Origin of the sequence: Microbispora sp. H10885, assembly GCF_014161415.1 — a bacterium.
In the GTDB taxonomy this organism is placed as follows: domain Bacteria; phylum Actinomycetota; class Actinomycetes; order Streptosporangiales; family Streptosporangiaceae; genus Microbispora; species Microbispora triticiradicis.
The window spans coordinates 205,572-220,150 of the sequence record NZ_JABBWY010000007.1 but is presented as its reverse complement, the minus strand read 5'-3'; the positions used below and the strand labels follow the sequence as shown (position 1 = coordinate 220,150).

Here is a 14,579-nt window from a genome sequence, read left to right as displayed (position 1 = left end):
ACGACGGCTCAGGCACCCAGCTCGCCGAGGAGGCGCGCGCTCCGTCCGGCCCAGTGGTCCAGGCCCAGGCGCAGGTGCGTCTCGTGCGCCCGCCGCGCGTGACCCAGGGCGAGGTCGCGCCCGCCCGTGGCGTCCGCGAGTTCGGCCAGGACCAGGTGGGTGGAGCCCCATCCGGCGCCGCCCATGCCGCTCACCACGAGCCGTTCCCCGTACGGCGCGAGCCTGCGGTAGAGGGCGGCGGGATCGGGCACGCCGAGCCGGGCGGCGAGGTGGCCCCACACGACGACGAGGAACTCGGTGGTCCAGTCGTCGCGGATCTCGCCGCCCCAGCGCTCCGCCAGCCTCCGGGCGAGGGCGGTGTCGCCCGCGTCGAGGGCGGCCAGCGCGGCGACCGGGCGCAGCGGCACCATGTCGGGGTCGTGTGCCCGGGACACGAGCCGGTCCGCCACCTCCCCCGCCCGGCCCTGCTCGCGGCGGCAGGTGTAGAGGGTGATCAAGCCGGGGTAGTCGAGGCCCCACATGCTGAAATCCGCGATCAGCGAGGTGAACTCCTCCGCGAGGCGTTCGGCCGCCGCCCAGTCGCCGCGCATCGTGCGGCCGGCGGCCTCGGCGATGCGGGCCATCCCGGTCATCTCGGGCCGCCTGATCTCGTCCGCCAGCCGCGCGCAGCGGGCCAGGTCGCGGTCCCACTCCGCGAGCTCGCCGGCCCGCAGCAGGTGGGCCATGCGGAAGACCCGGGCGACGGCCTCCGCCGCCGGGTCGAGGGGCAGGGCGAGCATCTCCTCGACCGCGCGGCGGCGCTCGTCCTCCCTCTCGGTGACCCAGGCGGCGACCAGGTAGTTGTTGAGCGAGCGGGCCAGCAGGCGGGGGTCGCCGGTGCGGCGGGCCAGCCGCACGCCGTCGGCCGCCAGCCGCTCCCCCTCGGCCCTGCGCGGGGAGTAGTACAGCTCCAGGCCGAGGGTGCCCAGCAGGGTGGCGCGCTCCACGTCGCCCAGCGGCTCCCGCAGCAGGCGCTCCAGCAGGGCGACCGTCTCGCCGTCCACGACGCCGTAATGGCGCCAGTTCCACACCGACATGCCGCCGAACGCGGTGACGGCCTCGATCAGCGTCGCGCGCTCGCCGATTCCCGCGGCGAGCACGATCGCCTCCTCCAGCGCCTTCCTCCCCTCGGCGACGTCGCCGACCGCGCGCAGCGCTTCGCCGCGGCGCACCAGCAGCGCGCAGCGCCGGGCGGGGTCCCCCGGGCCGAGCGCGGCGAGGGCCCTGTCCCACCAGTCCGCCGCCTCGTCGTACGCGCAGCGGGCCGCGGCCTGCCGGGCGGCCCGGACGGCGTACTCCACGGCCTTGGCGGCGCCGCCCGCCCGGGAGGCCGCCACGAAGTGGTGGGCGAGGACGGACACCTCCACGCCCGGAAGGCTCTCCAGCGCCTCCCCGGTTCGCAGGTGCAGCCGCGCCGCGCGCACCCGGCCGAGCCCCGCGTAGAGGGCGTCGCGCACGAGGGCGTGCGAGAACCGGTAGTCGAAGCCGCCGGGCACCTCGACGAGCAGGCCTGTCGCCACGGCCGGTTCGAGGCGCAACATCACCTCCTCCGCACCCAGGCCGCAGGCGGCCTCCAGCGCGTCGAAACTCACCTCCCGGCCCAGCACGGCGGCCGCCTCCAGCAACGCGCGGGTCTCCTCCGGCAGCCGCCCGACGCGGCGGCCGATGACCTCGCGCACTCCTTCGGGAACGCCGAGGGACGCGGCGTCCAGCCGGTGCTCGCTGTCGAGAAGCCGGATCAGCTCGCGCAGGTAGAAGGGGTTGCCCCCGGTGCGCTCGTGGAGCAGCGCGGCGAGCCGCCCGCCCGGCAGGTCGCGCCCGGCGAGGTAGGCGGCGACGTCCTCCCGCGTGAACGGCGGCAGGGTGAGCCGCTCCACGCCGCGTTCGCGGGCGAGCGCGGCCAGTGTGTCGCGAAGCTGCTCGGGGTCGCCTCCGGGCTCGGGGCGGATCGTCGCCAGCACCAGCACCGGCGACCGGTGCAGCTCCCCGGCCGCGAAGGCGAGCAGGCGCAGGGACGACGCGTCGGCCCAGTGCAGGTCGTCGAGGACGAGCAGCGCCGGACCCGCCGCCCCCAGCACGGCGGTCACGCGTTCGTGCAGCTCGAACAGTGCCCTGCCGGGGTCGTCGCCGCCCGCCGCGGCGCCCGTCGCCTCGGCCGGGGCGTCACCGGGCGGTCCTCCGGACAGGGTGGCGAGCGCGTCCGCCACGTCCGCCCGCCGGTCCTGGCCGAGGTCGCGCAGGACCCCCAGCCAGGGCCAGAACGCGGGTGCGCCGGTGTCCTCCGCGCAGCGGCCCCAGGCGACCGTCATCCCCAGGGCGGCCGCCTCGTCGGCCGCGGCCTCCGCCAGACGGGTCTTGCCGAGGCCCGCCTCCCCGGCGACCAGCAGCACGCCACCGCGCCCCCGCCGCGCCTCGGCGAGCCGGGCGGCGACGCGGCCGGTCTGTTCGCGCCGGGCGACCAGCCCGGCGTGGACGACCGGCACCGCCGCCGTCCCGGGCGGCACCGCCGTCCCCGGCTCGGCGGCCGGGGCGAGGAAGGCGGGCCCGGCCCCGCCGAGCTCGGGCGCCTGGCCGAAGACGGCCTGCTCCAGCCGGCGCAGTTCGGGGCCGGGCTCCAGGCCCAGCTCCTCGTCCAGCAGCGCCCGGACCCTGCGCAGCGCGGCGAGGGCGTCGGCCTGCCGGCCCGACCGGTAGAGGGCGAGCACGAGCAGGCCCCACAGCCGCTCCCGGTACGGGTGGTCCTTCACCAGGCGTTCGAGGTCGGGCACGCACGACGCCGCGTCTCCAAGCGCCAGCCGCGCCTCGAACCAGTCCTCCGTCACCGCGGCCCGCTGCTCCGCCAGCCGCGCGACCACCGGCTGGACGAACTCGTACGCCGTGAACTCGGCGAGCGGCTCGCCGCGCCACGTCTCCAGGGAGCGGCGCAGCAGGTCGGCCGCCTCGCCGGGCGCGCCCCTCGCCAGCATCCGGCGGCCGTCCTCGGCGAGCGCGGCGAAGCGGACCAGGTCCACCTGACCCGGCGCGATGTCCAGCAGGTAGCCGGGCTCGCGGGTGAGCAGGACCCGCGGCGGCGTGCGCGGCGCCCTGCCGGGCTCCAGTGCCCGGCGGAGCTGGGAGATGTACGCCTGCAGGGTCCCGGTGGCGCTGGCCGGCGCCTCCCCCGACCACAGTTCGTCGATGAGGCGGTCGAGCGCGACGACGCGGCCGGGTTCCAGGGCGAGCATGGCCAGCACGGCGCGCCGCTTGGGTGTGCCGACGTCGACGGCACGGCCGGACGAGTCGACGACCTCCAGCGGGCCGAACAGGCGAAAGTCCATTTTTCCCCATGAGAGCGGAGGGTCCGGTTCGTAGCGTATTGCCGGACTCGCCACCGCACGAACAGCGCGCGACTAGCCGGTTCCTAATCGCCCGCAAGCCTTCCCGGTCAGGATGTCCTCCGACTCCCCGGAACATTGAGCGGAAGGACGAGCATGTCTACCTTGGAGACCGATCTGCGGCGCGTGGTGCGCGGCCGGGTCCACGTGCCCGGCGACGAGACCTTCGAGACCGCCCGGCTGCCCTGGAACCGGGCGGTCGACCAGCGGGTCCGGGCGGTTGTGGAGATCGAGGACGCGGCCGACGCCGCCGTCGTCGTCCGGCACGCGGCGCTGGCGGGCCTGGCCGTGGCGGCCCAGCCGGGCGGGCACGGCGCCACTACCGACCTGGACGGGACGATCCTGGTGCGCACCGGCCGGCTGCGCGGTGTGGAGGTCGATCCGGAGCGCCGCGTCGCCAGGGTCGAGGCCGGCGTGCAGTGGGGCGAGCTGCTCACGGCGACGGGCAAGCACGGGCTGACCGGCCTCCCCGGAAGTTCTCCCGTGGTGAGCGTCGTGGGCTACACCCTCGGCGGCGGGCTGAGCTGGTTCGCCCGGAGGTGGGGCTGGGCCGCCGACAGCGTGCGCGCCTTCGAGACGATCGGCGCCGACGGCGTGCCCGCCCGCGTCACGGCGGACTCCGACGCCGACCTGTTCTGGGCGCTGCGCGGCGGCGGCGGCGACTTCGCGCTGGTGACCGCGGTCGAGCTGGACCTGCACCCCGCCCCCCGGCTGTACGGAGGACGGATGCTGTGGCCCGCCGACCGGGCGCCCGAGCTGCTCGCCGCGTTCCGGGAGGTGACGGCCGGCGCCCCCGCGGAGCTGACCGTCTGGTTCACGATGGTGCGGTTCCCCCCGGTGCCCCAGGTCCCCGAGCCGCTGCGCGGCCTGGCCGCGGTCGCGGTGGACACCACGTTCCTCGGCGACGAGGAGGAGGGACGCGCCCTGCTCCGGCGGTTCGAGGACGTTCCCGGTGTGCTGCTCGACAGCCGTGCCGCCATGCCGCTGGACGCACTCGGCGGCATCTGCGCCGAGCCGACGCAGCCGGTGCCCGGCGCGGGCCGCGGCGAGCTGCTGACCGGTCTCGACGACGCCGTGGCGGGCGACCTGCTCGCCGCCCTCGGCGACATCGCGCCGCTGGCCTCCGTGCAGGTGCGTCACCTGGGCGGCGCGCTGCGCCGGCCGGCCCCCGCCGGCGGCGCCTGCGGGCACGTCGCCGAGCCGTACCTCCTGGGCATGATCGGGCCGATCATGTCGCCCGAGGGCGGGCGGGCGGTGCACGCGCGACTGGCGGAGATCGCCCGCTCCATGGCGCCGCACACGACCGGCCGCAAGCCGTTCACCTACCTCCACGCGGACGAGACCGCCGCCTCCGCGTTCGACGCGGAGACGCTGGCCCGCCTGCGTGAGATCAAGCGCCGCCGGGACCCGCACGGCGTCTTCCGCAGCAACAAGCCGGTGTCCGCCCAGTCGTAGCGCCGGTCGCCGGGTCGGTCGCGGGGGCGGTCAGAGCTTGCGCACCTCGGCGTCGCCCGAGCCCGTCCTGACGACGATCGTGTGCGGCGCCGAGTCGTTCTCCGCGAAGTCGACCCGGCGCTCGCCGCTCCCCGTCGTCGCGTCGACGTTGTAGGCGCCGTCCGGCAGCCAGACCTTGCCGTCGCCCGAGCCCGTCACGGCGTGCACCTCGGCGGGGGCCGCCGTGAAGCGGAGTGTGACGTCGCCCGACCCGGTCTTGGCGTCGACCTCCTTCGCGGCGAGACCGCGGGCGTCGACGTCCCCGGAGCCGGTCGAGGCCTCGACCTGGCCGGTCAGGTTCCGCAGGGTCAGGTCCCCCGAGCCGGTGTCGATCTTGACGCTCAGCCCCCGCGGCACCTCCACCTTGTAGTCCACCGAGCACCGGCCGCACTTGTACTTGAGCTCGAGCGTGCCGCCGTCCACGGAGTGCCCGTCCTCGGTCTTCGGCCTGTTCCCCCACCAGTGCAGGGTCTCGGTCACGTGGATGCCGGACCTGTCGCTCTCGTTCACCACGATGTCGCCCGACCCGGTGTGCGTGTCGACGAGGGTCACCGCGTCCGCCACGTCGTAGGACTGCACGGACTGCTGCCCGCCGAAGCCCAGCGGCCCGCCACACGCCGCGACGGTCAGGCTCAGGCCCAGGGCGGCCCCCGCGACGGCCAGGGTTGTGTTCTTCATGCTCCCGATCCTCCGGCACGCGTGCGCCCTCTCCCATCGGGGAAGGCCCTAGGGCATCCCTGGTGCGGCCCTCACGTTGACCCCCGGCCGCACCCTGACGTAGCGTCGATTCCACCATTCAGAATTACTTTTCCGGAGGGTGGAAATGGTGGAAGGCGTCGAGATCACAGGGCCCCTGCTGGACCGGTTCGACGAGATCCTCACCCCCGAGGCCCTCGGCTTCGTGGCCACCCTGCAGCGCGAGTTCGACCCCCGGCGGCGGGAGCTGCTCGCCGCCCGCCGGGCACGGCAGGCGGAGCTGTCCGCGGGGGGCACGCTCGACTTCCTTCCGGGGACCGCCCACGTCCGCACGTCGGAGTGGCGGGTCGCCCCGCCCGCGCCGGGGCTGGAGGACCGCAGGGTCGAGATCACCGGTCCGGTCGACCGGAAGATGACGATCAACGCGCTCAACTCGGGCGCCAAGGTCTGGCTCGCCGACTTCGAGGACGCCAACTCCCCGACCTGGGAGAACACGGTCAACGGGCAGCTCAACCTGCGCGACGCCCTCGACCGCACGATCGACTTCGAATCGGGCGGCAAGACGTACGCGCTGCGGCCGGACGAGGAGCTGGCCACGGTCGTGGTCCGCCCGCGCGGCTGGCACCTGCCGGAGAAGCACATCCTGGTGGACGGCGCCGAGATGTCCGCGTCGCTGCTCGACTTCGGGCTCTACTTCTTCCACTGCGCCGCGCGGCAGCTCGGCAAGGGCCGCGGGCCCTACTTCTACCTGCCGAAGATGGAGTCGCACCTGGAGGCGCGGCTCTGGAACGACGTGTTCGTCCGGGCCCAGGAGCTGCTCGGCGTCCCCCGGGGCACGATCCGGGCGACCGTGCTGATCGAGACGTACCCGGCGGCGTTCGAGATGGAGGAGATCCTCTACGAGCTGCGCGAGCACTCGGCGGGCCTCAACGCCGGCCGCTGGGACTACCTGTTCAGCGTCATCAAGAAGTTCCGCACCCGGGGCCGGGAGTTCCTGCTGCCCGAGCGCAACGCGGTGACGATGACCGCGCCGTTCATGCGGGCCTACACCGAACTGCTGGTGCGCACCTGCCACAGGCGCGGCGCGCACGCGATCGGCGGCATGGCGGCCTTCATCCCGTCCCGCCGCGACCCCGAGGTCAACAGGGTCGCGCTGGAGAAGGTGCGGGCCGACAAGACGCGCGAGTCGGGCGACGGCTTCGACGGCTCCTGGGTGGCCCACCCCGACCTCGTCCCGATCTGCCGCGAAGTGTTCGACGGCGTCCTCGGCGACCGGCCCAACCAGCTCGACCGGCTGCGCGAGGACGTCAACGTCACCGCCGAGGACCTGCTGTCGGTGTCCAAGACCCCCGGCGAGATCACCGAGGCGGGGCTGCGCGGCAACGTGGACGTCGGCCTGCGCTACCTCGCGGCCTGGATGGGCGGCAACGGCGCCGCGGCGATCCACAACCTCATGGAGGACGCGGCGACCGCCGAGATCTCCCGGTCCCAGGTCTGGCAGTGGATCCACAACGACATCACGCTGGCCGACACGGGCGAGGTGGTGACACGCGAGCTGGTCGAGCGGATCATCGAGGAGGAGCTCGCCGGCATCGCCGCCGGACCGGGCTACGACGAGGAGCTCTACCGGCAGGCCACGGCACTGTTCAAGGAGGTCGCCCTTGACGACGACTTCGCGGAGTTCCTCACGCTTCCCGCGTACGCGCGGATGCCGTGAGGGGCGGGACGACGTGAGGGGTGGCGGGAGCCGATGTCCGTGCTCGAACGGCTGACGGCGCGGCTGACCGCCGCGCTCCCGCCGGACGCCGTCGTGACCGACCCGGTGCGGCTGCGCACCTACGAGTGCGACGGGCTCACCGTCCACCGGGCCGTCCCCGGCGTGGTCGTGCTGCCCGAGACCACCGAGCAGGTCGCGGCCGTCGTACGGCTGTGCCGCGAGCACGGCGTGCCGTTCGTCGCGCGGGGATCGGGCACGGGCCTGTCGGGCGGCGCCCTCCCCCGCACGGACGGCGTGCTGGTCGTCACCTCCCGCATGCGGCGGATCGTCGAGATCGACATCTCCGGCCGCCGGGCCGTGGTGGAGCCCGGGGTGACCAACCTGGCCATCACCGAGGCGGTCCGCGACCAGGGCTACTACTACGCCCCCGACCCCTCCAGCCAGCAGGTCTGCTCGATCGGCGGGAACGTGGCGGAGAACTCGGGCGGCGCCCACTGCCTCAAGTACGGCTTCACGGTGAACCACGTGCTCGCCGCCGAGATCGTCACGCCCGACGGGGACGTCGTGGAGCTGTCCGCCGGTGATCCCGGCTACGACCTGCTCGGCGCGTTCGTCGGCTCGGAGGGCACCCTCGGCATCGCGACGAAGATCACCGTACGGCTGTCGCGGGCGCCGGAGGCGGTCACGACCCTGCTCGCCGCCTTCACCGGCATCGAGGCCGGCGGGCACGCCGTGTCGGCGATCATCGCGGCGGGCGTGGTCCCGGCGGCGATCGAGATGATGGACGCGCTGGCGATCGAGGCGGCGGAGGCCGCCGTCCACTGCGGCTACCCGGCCGGGGCGGGAGCGGTGCTGGTGGTCGAGCTGGACGGGCCGCGCGCCGAGGTGGAGCACCAGTTCGCGGCCGTCGAACGCATCTGCCGCGACAGCGGCGCCTTCGAGATCCGGACGGCCGCCTCCGGCGAGGAGCGCGCGGCGATCTGGAAGGGCCGCAAGTCGGCGTTCGCGGCCGTCGGCCGGATCAGCCCGGCGTACATCGTGCAGGACGGGGTGGTGCCGCGGACCGCGCTGCCGCGCGTGCTCGCGGGCATCGACCGGCTGCAGGAGGAGTACGGGATCAGGGTGGCGAACGTCTTCCACGCGGGAGACGGCAACCTCCACCCCCTCGTGCTGTTCGACGACGCCGTTCCGGGTGAGCGCGAGCGCGCCGAGACCGTCAGCGGGCGCATCCTCGACCTGTGCGTCGAGCACGGCGGCTCGATCACCGGGGAGCACGGCGTGGGAGTGGACAAATCCCGGTACATGCCCCGGATGTTCACCGAGGACGACCTGGACACGATGCAGCTTCTCCGGTGCGCCTTCGACCCGGAGGGCCTGGCCAACCCCGGCAAGGTCTTCCCCACCCCCCGGCTGTGCGGGGAGGCGCCGGGGGTGCGCACGGGCGTGCACCCGCTGGTCGAGGCCGGTCTGGCGGAGCAGTTCTGATGCGCGGCGAGCGGACGCCGGACGCGCTCGCGGCGACCGGCGTGGCGGTGCGCGAGGCGGGCGACGGGGACGAGGTCGCGGGCGTCCGGCCGCGCTGGGTGACGCTGCCCGAGTCGGCCGAGGAGATCGCGGCCGTCCTGCGCGCCTGCGCGGCGCACGACCTGGCGGCCGTCGCGACGGGCGCCCGGACCAAGCTCCACTGGGGCGCCCCGCCGGAACGCTGCGACGTGCTCGTGGACCTGGGCCGCATGGACCGGGTGCTGGAGCACACGCCGGGCGACCTGGTCGTACGGGTCCAGGCCGGGGTGACCACGCAAGCGCTGGCGGACGCCCTCGCGGCGGAGAACCAGGAACTCGCGCTCGACGTGCCGGTGCCGGGCACCACGGTCGGCGGGCTGCTGGCGACCGGGATCGCCGGGCCGCGCGCGTTCCGCCACGGAACGGCCCGCGACCTGCTCATCGGGATCACGGTCGTGCTGGCCGACGGGACGATCGCCAGGTCCGGCGGAAAGGTCGTCAAGAACGTCGCGGGATACGACCTCGGCAAGCTGTTCACCGGCTCGTACGGCACCCTCGGCGTCATCGCGGACGCGACCTTCCGCCTGCGCCCCCTGCCCGCCGCCCGCGCCTGGGTGACGGCGTCCGTCGCGCGCCCGGTGACGGAGACCGTCGAGCCTTATGTGTACGAGGGGAGGACGTTCGACACCACCTCCACCGACGTGGCCGCCGCGCTGCGGGCGATGGTGCCGGCGATCACCGAGTCGCCGCTGGAGCCGAGCGCCGTGGAGGTCGACTGGCCCGGCGTGGACGGTCCCTGCACGGTGGCGGTCCTGCTGGAGGGCACCGCCGCGGCCGAGCGTGCCAAGGCCCTGTCCGCGCTGATGGGCGGCACGGCGGAGGTGACCGAGGAGCCGCCGCCCTGGTGGGGACGCCTGCCGGCCGGGCCACATGGCGCGGAAGCCGCGGTGTTGGACGGCGCGGCGTCCGGCGGCGGGGAGATCCTGCTGGAGGTGCGGAACATCCCCTCCCGGCTGGCGGGGAGCTTCGTCGGCCCCTTCTCGGCGGCCCGCGCCGCGGACGTCCGTCCGGCGGTACGCGGCTCCCTGGCCGCGCAGGTGCTCCACGTCGCCCTGCCGCCGGACACCGAGCCCGGCCTCGTCGCCGCCTTCACCGGTGAACTGCGCGCGCACCTGGAGGACGAGGGCCGCGTGGTGGTGCTCTGCGCCCCGCGGGAGGCCGCGCGCCGCCTCGACCGGTGGGGGCGCGTCGGCGCGCTGCCGCTGATGCGCCGGGTCAAGGAACGGTTCGACCCCGGCCGCCGGCTGTCCCCCGGCCGCTTCGTCGGAGGGATCTGATGGACCCCGAGCTGATCAGGGATTGCGTGCACTGCGGGTTCTGCCTGCCCACCTGTCCGACGTACGTGCTGTGGGGCGAGGAGATGGACTCGCCGCGCGGGCGCATCCACCTGATGGGGCAGCACGCCGAGGGCACTCCGCTCACCGGCGCGATGGCCGGGCACTTCGACGCCTGCCTCGGCTGCATGGCGTGCGTCACCGCGTGCCCGTCCGGGGTGCGGTACGACCGGCTGATCGAGCAGACGAGGGCCGTGGTCGAGCGGGAGCACGAGCGCCGCCCGGACGAGCGGGCGGTCAGGGCCCTGGTGTTCGCGTTGTTCCCCTACCGGCGCAGACTGCGGGCGATGCGGCTGCCGATGCGGCTGGGCAGGCGCCTCCAGCCGTTCCTGGAGCGGGTGAACCCCTCCCTCGGCGCGATGGCCGAACTCGCCCCCGCCGTCGTCCCCCGGCCCGTACGGCTGCCACCGCTGGTGGGGGCGAGGGGGCCGCGCAGGGCCAGGGTCGGGCTGCTCACCGGCTGCGTGCAGGGCGAGTTCTTCCCACAGGTCAACGCGGCGACGGCGCGGGTGCTCGCGCTGGAGGGCTGCGACGTGGTGATCCCGCCCCGGCAGGGCTGCTGCGGCGCGCTGTCGCTGCACTCCGGCCGCGAGGCCGAGGCGAGGCGGTTCGCCCGCCGCACGGTCGCGGTGTTCGGGCGGGCGGGTGTGGACGCGGTCGTCGTCAACGCCGCCGGCTGCGGGTCGAGCATGAAGACCTACGCCGAGGTGCTCGCGGACGAGCCCGCCTGGGCGGCGCGTGCCGGGGCGCTGCGCATCCGCGACCTGGCGGAGTTCCTGGCCGAGCTCGGACCGGCCGCGGAGCGGCGCCCGCTGCCGATCTCGGTCGCCTACCACGACGCCTGCCACCTGGCCCACGCCCAGGGCGTACGCGCGCAGCCGCGCGACCTGCTGCGCGCCGTGCCCGGGCTGGAGTTGCGGGAGGTCGCCGAGGCGGCGATCTGCTGCGGGTCGGCGGGCACCTACAACCTCTTCCAGCCGCGGGCGGCCAGGGAACTCGGTGACCGCAAGGCGGAGCGCGTGCTCGCGACCGGCGCGGACGTCCTGGTGTCAGCCAACCCGGGATGTTCCATGCAGATCGCCGCGGCGGTCCGCAGGGCGGGCGGCGGCGAGATCCGGGTCGCGCACACGGCCGAGGTGCTCGACGCCTCGCTGCGCGGCCTCGATCCCGGCGTGCTGGGACGATCTCCGGGAGCCGGGAAGGCGAGGACGAAGCGGTGAGCGTGCAGAGCGTCGACCGGGCGCTTGACGTCCTTGAGGCCCTGGCGGAGCAGGGTGGCCAGGCCGGTCTGTCGGAGATCGCGGCGCGGACCGGCCTGCCGTACGGGACGATCCACCGGCTGTTACAGACGCTGCTCGCCCGGGGGTACGTCCGGCAGGAGTCCGACCGGCGGTACGCCCTGGGCGGCGCGCTGGTGCGGATCGGCGGGGTGGCGGAGCGGATGCTGGCGGTCTGGGCCGAGCCCTACCTCACCCGGCTGGTCGAGCTTTCCGGGGAGACGGCCAACCTCGCCGTGCTGGAGGGGGACTTCGTCGTCTACGTGGCCCAGGTGCCCTCGCCGCGCAGGCTGCGGATGTTCGCCGAGGTCGGCCGCCGGGTGCTGCCGCACAGCACGGCCGTGGGCAAGGCGCTGCTGGCCGGGCGCGCCGACGCGGCGGCGGTGTTCCGGCGCACCGGCCTGCCCCGCCGTACGGACCGGACGATCACCGTGACGGAGGACATGCTGGCGGAGCTCGACCGGGTCCGCGCCCGGGGGTACGCGCTGGACCTGGGCGAGGAGGAGAGCGGCGTGCACTGCATGGCCGTGCCGGTCCACGACGGCGGGCGGACCTTCGCGGCGCTGTCGGTGTCGGGCCCGGCCGAGCGCATCGACGCGATCGACCGCGAGGAATTGGCCGCGATGCTGCGCAAGGTCGCCGAGGACTTCGGCACCGCCGTCTTCCGCTCCTGACCCGACGCTGCTGACTCGACGCTCGTGGCTCGACGCTCCTGACCGGACCGCGCCGGATGGGCCAGTATGGGCTCATGTGCCGAAGCATCAAGACCCTGCGCCCGCCCTTCACCGACGAGGTGACCGAGGAGGACATCCGGGCGGCGGCCCTGCAGTACGTGCGGAAGGTCTCCGGATTCCGCGCGCCCGCCGCGCACAACGCCGAGGCGTTCGACCACGCCGTGGAGGAGATCACGCGGGCCAGCGCCGAACTCCTCGCGTCCCTGCGGGTCCGCGGGACGCCCGCTTCCGCCTCAACCGCACAGGGATGAGAGGCGGCGGCCTGCCCGTCCTGACTGGAACGCTTTGCCGCAGCCGGGAAGCGTGTCACGATAAATGATCGCATCGGCGTTTCCGAGGGAGAGGGGGCGGACCGGTGCCACCTGCGATCGTCGGGCATGAAGGTCCCCTGGCAGGCCAGCGTTTCCCGATCGACGACAAGCCGATCACCTTCGGTCGCAGAGGCGACAACAGTGTGGTGATCACGAGCGAACGGGCCTCCCGCTTCCACGCGGAGGTGCGCCGCGAGGCCGAGGGATACGTGCTGCGCGACCGGGGCAGCAGCAACGGGACGCTGGTCAACGGCAGGCGTGTCACCACGCATGTGCTCCGGCCCGGCGACACGATCGCCATCGGAGGGGAGACGTTCCGCTTCGAGGCGTTCGACGACTCCGAGACGGTCATGGACACCTCCCTGATGCAGCGGTTCCGCCGGTCGGTCCCGGACGTCGAACCGGATCAGGTCCTGCACGTCACCGTCTCCGGCGGCGGGCCCGTCGGGCTGGCCTTCGCCCTGCTCCTCGAACATCTCATGGGACACCGGGTCGCCATCACGATCTACGACGGCCGCTGGACCGAGGACGGGCAGCGGATCGTGTGGAAGAACGCCGCGCAGGGCAACAACCGGCGGCAGCAGGTCGTGACGGTGCAGAGCCGCCAGTATCTGAACCTTCCGGAGGACGTCCAGGCGCGGCTGTTCACCGAGGGGTCCTACAGCGAGATGTGGCCGGCCGGTCCGGACTCGATCCGCGGCCACGGCCCGCGGAACATCCGCATCGCCTACATCGAGGACACCCTGCTGGAGATGGCGAACGAGAGGTCCGCCCGCATCCGCCTGGTGCCGGAGAGATTCGACCCCGCGGAGCGCCACGACACCGTGGCCAGGGACCACGTGCTGGCCATCTGCGAGGGAGGGCGCTCGCGGACCCGCGAGCACTTCACCGACAGGTTCGGCCGGGCCGACGACTCGATCTTCTCGCTCGACGGCCGGCACGTGCAGGACGTGGTGCTCGGGATACGGGTGAAGTCCGCCCTGCCTGACCCCGCGATCGTGCTGCTGACCGTGGCGCAGAACCGGTTCCTCCTGAACTCGCTGCGCGGCGAGGGTTTCCTGAACATGCGCCTCACCGACGACGAGGCCGCGGAGGTCGTCGGCATCGACCCCGTCCGGCACGTGTTCGAGGAGTGCGTGGCCTCCAGTCCCTGCCTCATGGAGCGCACCGAGGACGGCGACTTCCACTGCTCGACCCACCACACGCTGTTCCTGCCCGCCCTGATCAGGGGCTCGGCACTGTGGAGGCGGGCGAAGGAAGGGCTCGCGCTCTTCGGCGTCGCCGACGGCGACGTGAGCGCGGTGACCGCCTTCCGGCTCGACATGGTGCAGCGGCCGCGGTTCACCGCCCGGTTGTACTCCCCCACGTCCACCACCCCGGGCACGTACGGCTTCCTCCTGGGGGACGCGGCCAACGCGATCCACTTCTGGCCCGGGCGGGGTCTCAACAGCGGGCTCGCGTCGGCCATCTCGCTGGCCCGGTCGCTCAACCGCAACTGGCGCGGCAGGCCGTTCCGCGACGCCGACTTCGTACGGCACGAGGCGGCGATGTCGATGCTGCAGTATCGGCACAAGAGCCGCGCGTGGAACGCGATGGTGACCACCGACGAGCAGGGGGTCACCCGGGCGATCAAGGACACGATCGTCCAGGGCATCGAGGAGGGCGGCGCCGGTTCGGACAGGGACGCGGACATCGACGCCCTGATGGAGCGCCTGCGGCAGATCCGCGACCGTCTGTCCCCACGCATCCCCGGCATGCCCGACGACGCGACCCTCCTCCGGCACCTGCGCGAGCTGCGGACCGAGACGCTGCGGACCCTGCTGGTCAGCGGAGCCTGGGAGACGCTGACGGTCGGCGGCGAGGAGGTCGACATCGACATCTTCGACCAGCCGGTCTCCGCGGCGCCGCCCCCCGCGGCGTCCGCCGTGCCGCCCCCCGCCGAGAGGCCGCTGGTCACGCGACAGGCGGACGGACAGAACAGGCGGCCCGGGGTGGTCGCCGGAGGACCGGGTGACACGCTGCCCTCCGGCTGACGACGCC

Annotated in this window: 10 protein-coding genes; 8 read left to right on the top strand and 2 right to left on the bottom strand. The window is 74.2% G+C overall.

The genetic code is table 11. From position 1 onward, the window contains the following. Positions 1 to 8 precede the first annotated feature (8 nt). On the bottom strand, positions 9 to 3,356 hold the full coding sequence (locus HHX37_RS20005; protein ID WP_182886366.1) for a BTAD domain-containing putative transcriptional regulator: 3,348 nt from the start codon (positions 3,354 to 3,356) through the stop codon (positions 9 to 11). A 153-nt stretch (positions 3,357 to 3,509) separates the two neighbouring features. Here HHX37_RS20005 and HHX37_RS20000 point away from each other — a divergent pair, with 153 nt between their 5' ends. Further along, entirely contained in the window at positions 3,510 to 4,868 is a 1,359-nt protein-coding gene (locus HHX37_RS20000; RefSeq protein WP_182886365.1) for an FAD-binding oxidoreductase, read from the top strand. Positions 4,869 to 4,898: 30 nt separating this feature from the next. On the opposite strand, the gene HHX37_RS19995 is transcribed toward HHX37_RS20000, so the two are convergent. After that, positions 4,899 to 5,585, bottom strand: a complete 687-nt coding sequence (locus HHX37_RS19995; RefSeq protein ID WP_182874759.1) for a DUF4097 family beta strand repeat-containing protein — start codon at positions 5,583 to 5,585, stop codon at positions 4,899 to 4,901. Between the two features lie 145 nt (positions 5,586 to 5,730). Here HHX37_RS19995 and aceB point away from each other — a divergent pair, with 145 nt between their 5' ends. The 7 genes from aceB (at position 5,731) to HHX37_RS19960 (ending at position 14,572) form a co-directional block, all read left to right on the top strand. Continuing rightward, positions 5,731 to 7,320, top strand: a complete 1,590-nt coding sequence (gene aceB / locus HHX37_RS19990; protein WP_182886505.1) for a malate synthase A — start codon at positions 5,731 to 5,733, stop codon at positions 7,318 to 7,320. A 33-nt stretch (positions 7,321 to 7,353) separates the two neighbouring features. Beyond that, positions 7,354 to 8,805: an FAD-linked oxidase C-terminal domain-containing protein gene (locus tag HHX37_RS19985; protein ID WP_182886364.1), complete on the top strand. Its 1,452-nt coding sequence runs from the start codon at positions 7,354 to 7,356 to the stop codon at positions 8,803 to 8,805. Beyond that, complete coding sequence (locus tag HHX37_RS19980; protein WP_182886363.1) at positions 8,805 to 10,160, top strand: FAD-binding oxidoreductase; 1,356 nt, start codon at positions 8,805 to 8,807, stop codon at positions 10,158 to 10,160. Before HHX37_RS19985 ends, HHX37_RS19980 begins: the two co-directional genes overlap by 1 nt. Then, entirely contained in the window at positions 10,160 to 11,437 is a 1,278-nt protein-coding gene (locus HHX37_RS19975; RefSeq protein WP_182886362.1) for a (Fe-S)-binding protein, read from the top strand. Before HHX37_RS19980 ends, HHX37_RS19975 begins: the two co-directional genes overlap by 1 nt. Next, positions 11,434 to 12,168 carry an IclR family transcriptional regulator gene (locus HHX37_RS19970; protein WP_310740452.1) on the top strand — a complete coding sequence of 245 codons (735 nt, stop codon included), beginning with the start codon at positions 11,434 to 11,436 and terminating at the stop codon, positions 12,166 to 12,168. Before HHX37_RS19975 ends, HHX37_RS19970 begins: the two co-directional genes overlap by 4 nt. A 74-nt stretch (positions 12,169 to 12,242) precedes the next feature. Continuing rightward, positions 12,243 to 12,479, top strand: coding sequence for a DUF2277 domain-containing protein (locus HHX37_RS19965; RefSeq protein ID WP_117409311.1), 237 nt, complete (start codon positions 12,243 to 12,245; stop codon positions 12,477 to 12,479). Positions 12,480 to 12,583: 104 nt separating this feature from the next. Next, positions 12,584 to 14,572 (top strand): FHA domain-containing protein, encoded by a 1,989-nt coding sequence (locus HHX37_RS19960; RefSeq protein ID WP_182879334.1) that lies wholly within the window; start codon positions 12,584 to 12,586, stop codon positions 14,570 to 14,572. Positions 14,573 to 14,579 lie beyond the last annotated feature (7 nt).

Coding starts and splice junctions, on each gene's coding strand:
- HHX37_RS19980 (WP_182886363.1), top strand. CDS start 8,805: ATGCGCGGCGAGCGGACGCCGGACGCGCTCGCGGCGACCGGCGTGGCG.
- HHX37_RS20000 (WP_182886365.1), top strand. CDS start 3,510: ATGTCTACCTTGGAGACCGATCTGCGGCGCGTGGTGCGCGGCCGGGTC.
- HHX37_RS20005 (WP_182886366.1), bottom strand. CDS start 3,356: ATGGACTTTCGCCTGTTCGGCCCGCTGGAGGTCGTCGACTCGTCCGGC.
- HHX37_RS19975 (WP_182886362.1), top strand. CDS start 10,160: ATGGACCCCGAGCTGATCAGGGATTGCGTGCACTGCGGGTTCTGCCTG.
- HHX37_RS19985 (WP_182886364.1), top strand. CDS start 7,354: ATGTCCGTGCTCGAACGGCTGACGGCGCGGCTGACCGCCGCGCTCCCG.
- aceB (WP_182886505.1), top strand. CDS start 5,731: ATGGTGGAAGGCGTCGAGATCACAGGGCCCCTGCTGGACCGGTTCGAC.
- HHX37_RS19995 (WP_182874759.1), bottom strand. CDS start 5,585: ATGAAGAACACAACCCTGGCCGTCGCGGGGGCCGCCCTGGGCCTGAGC.
- HHX37_RS19965 (WP_117409311.1), top strand. CDS start 12,243: ATGTGCCGAAGCATCAAGACCCTGCGCCCGCCCTTCACCGACGAGGTG.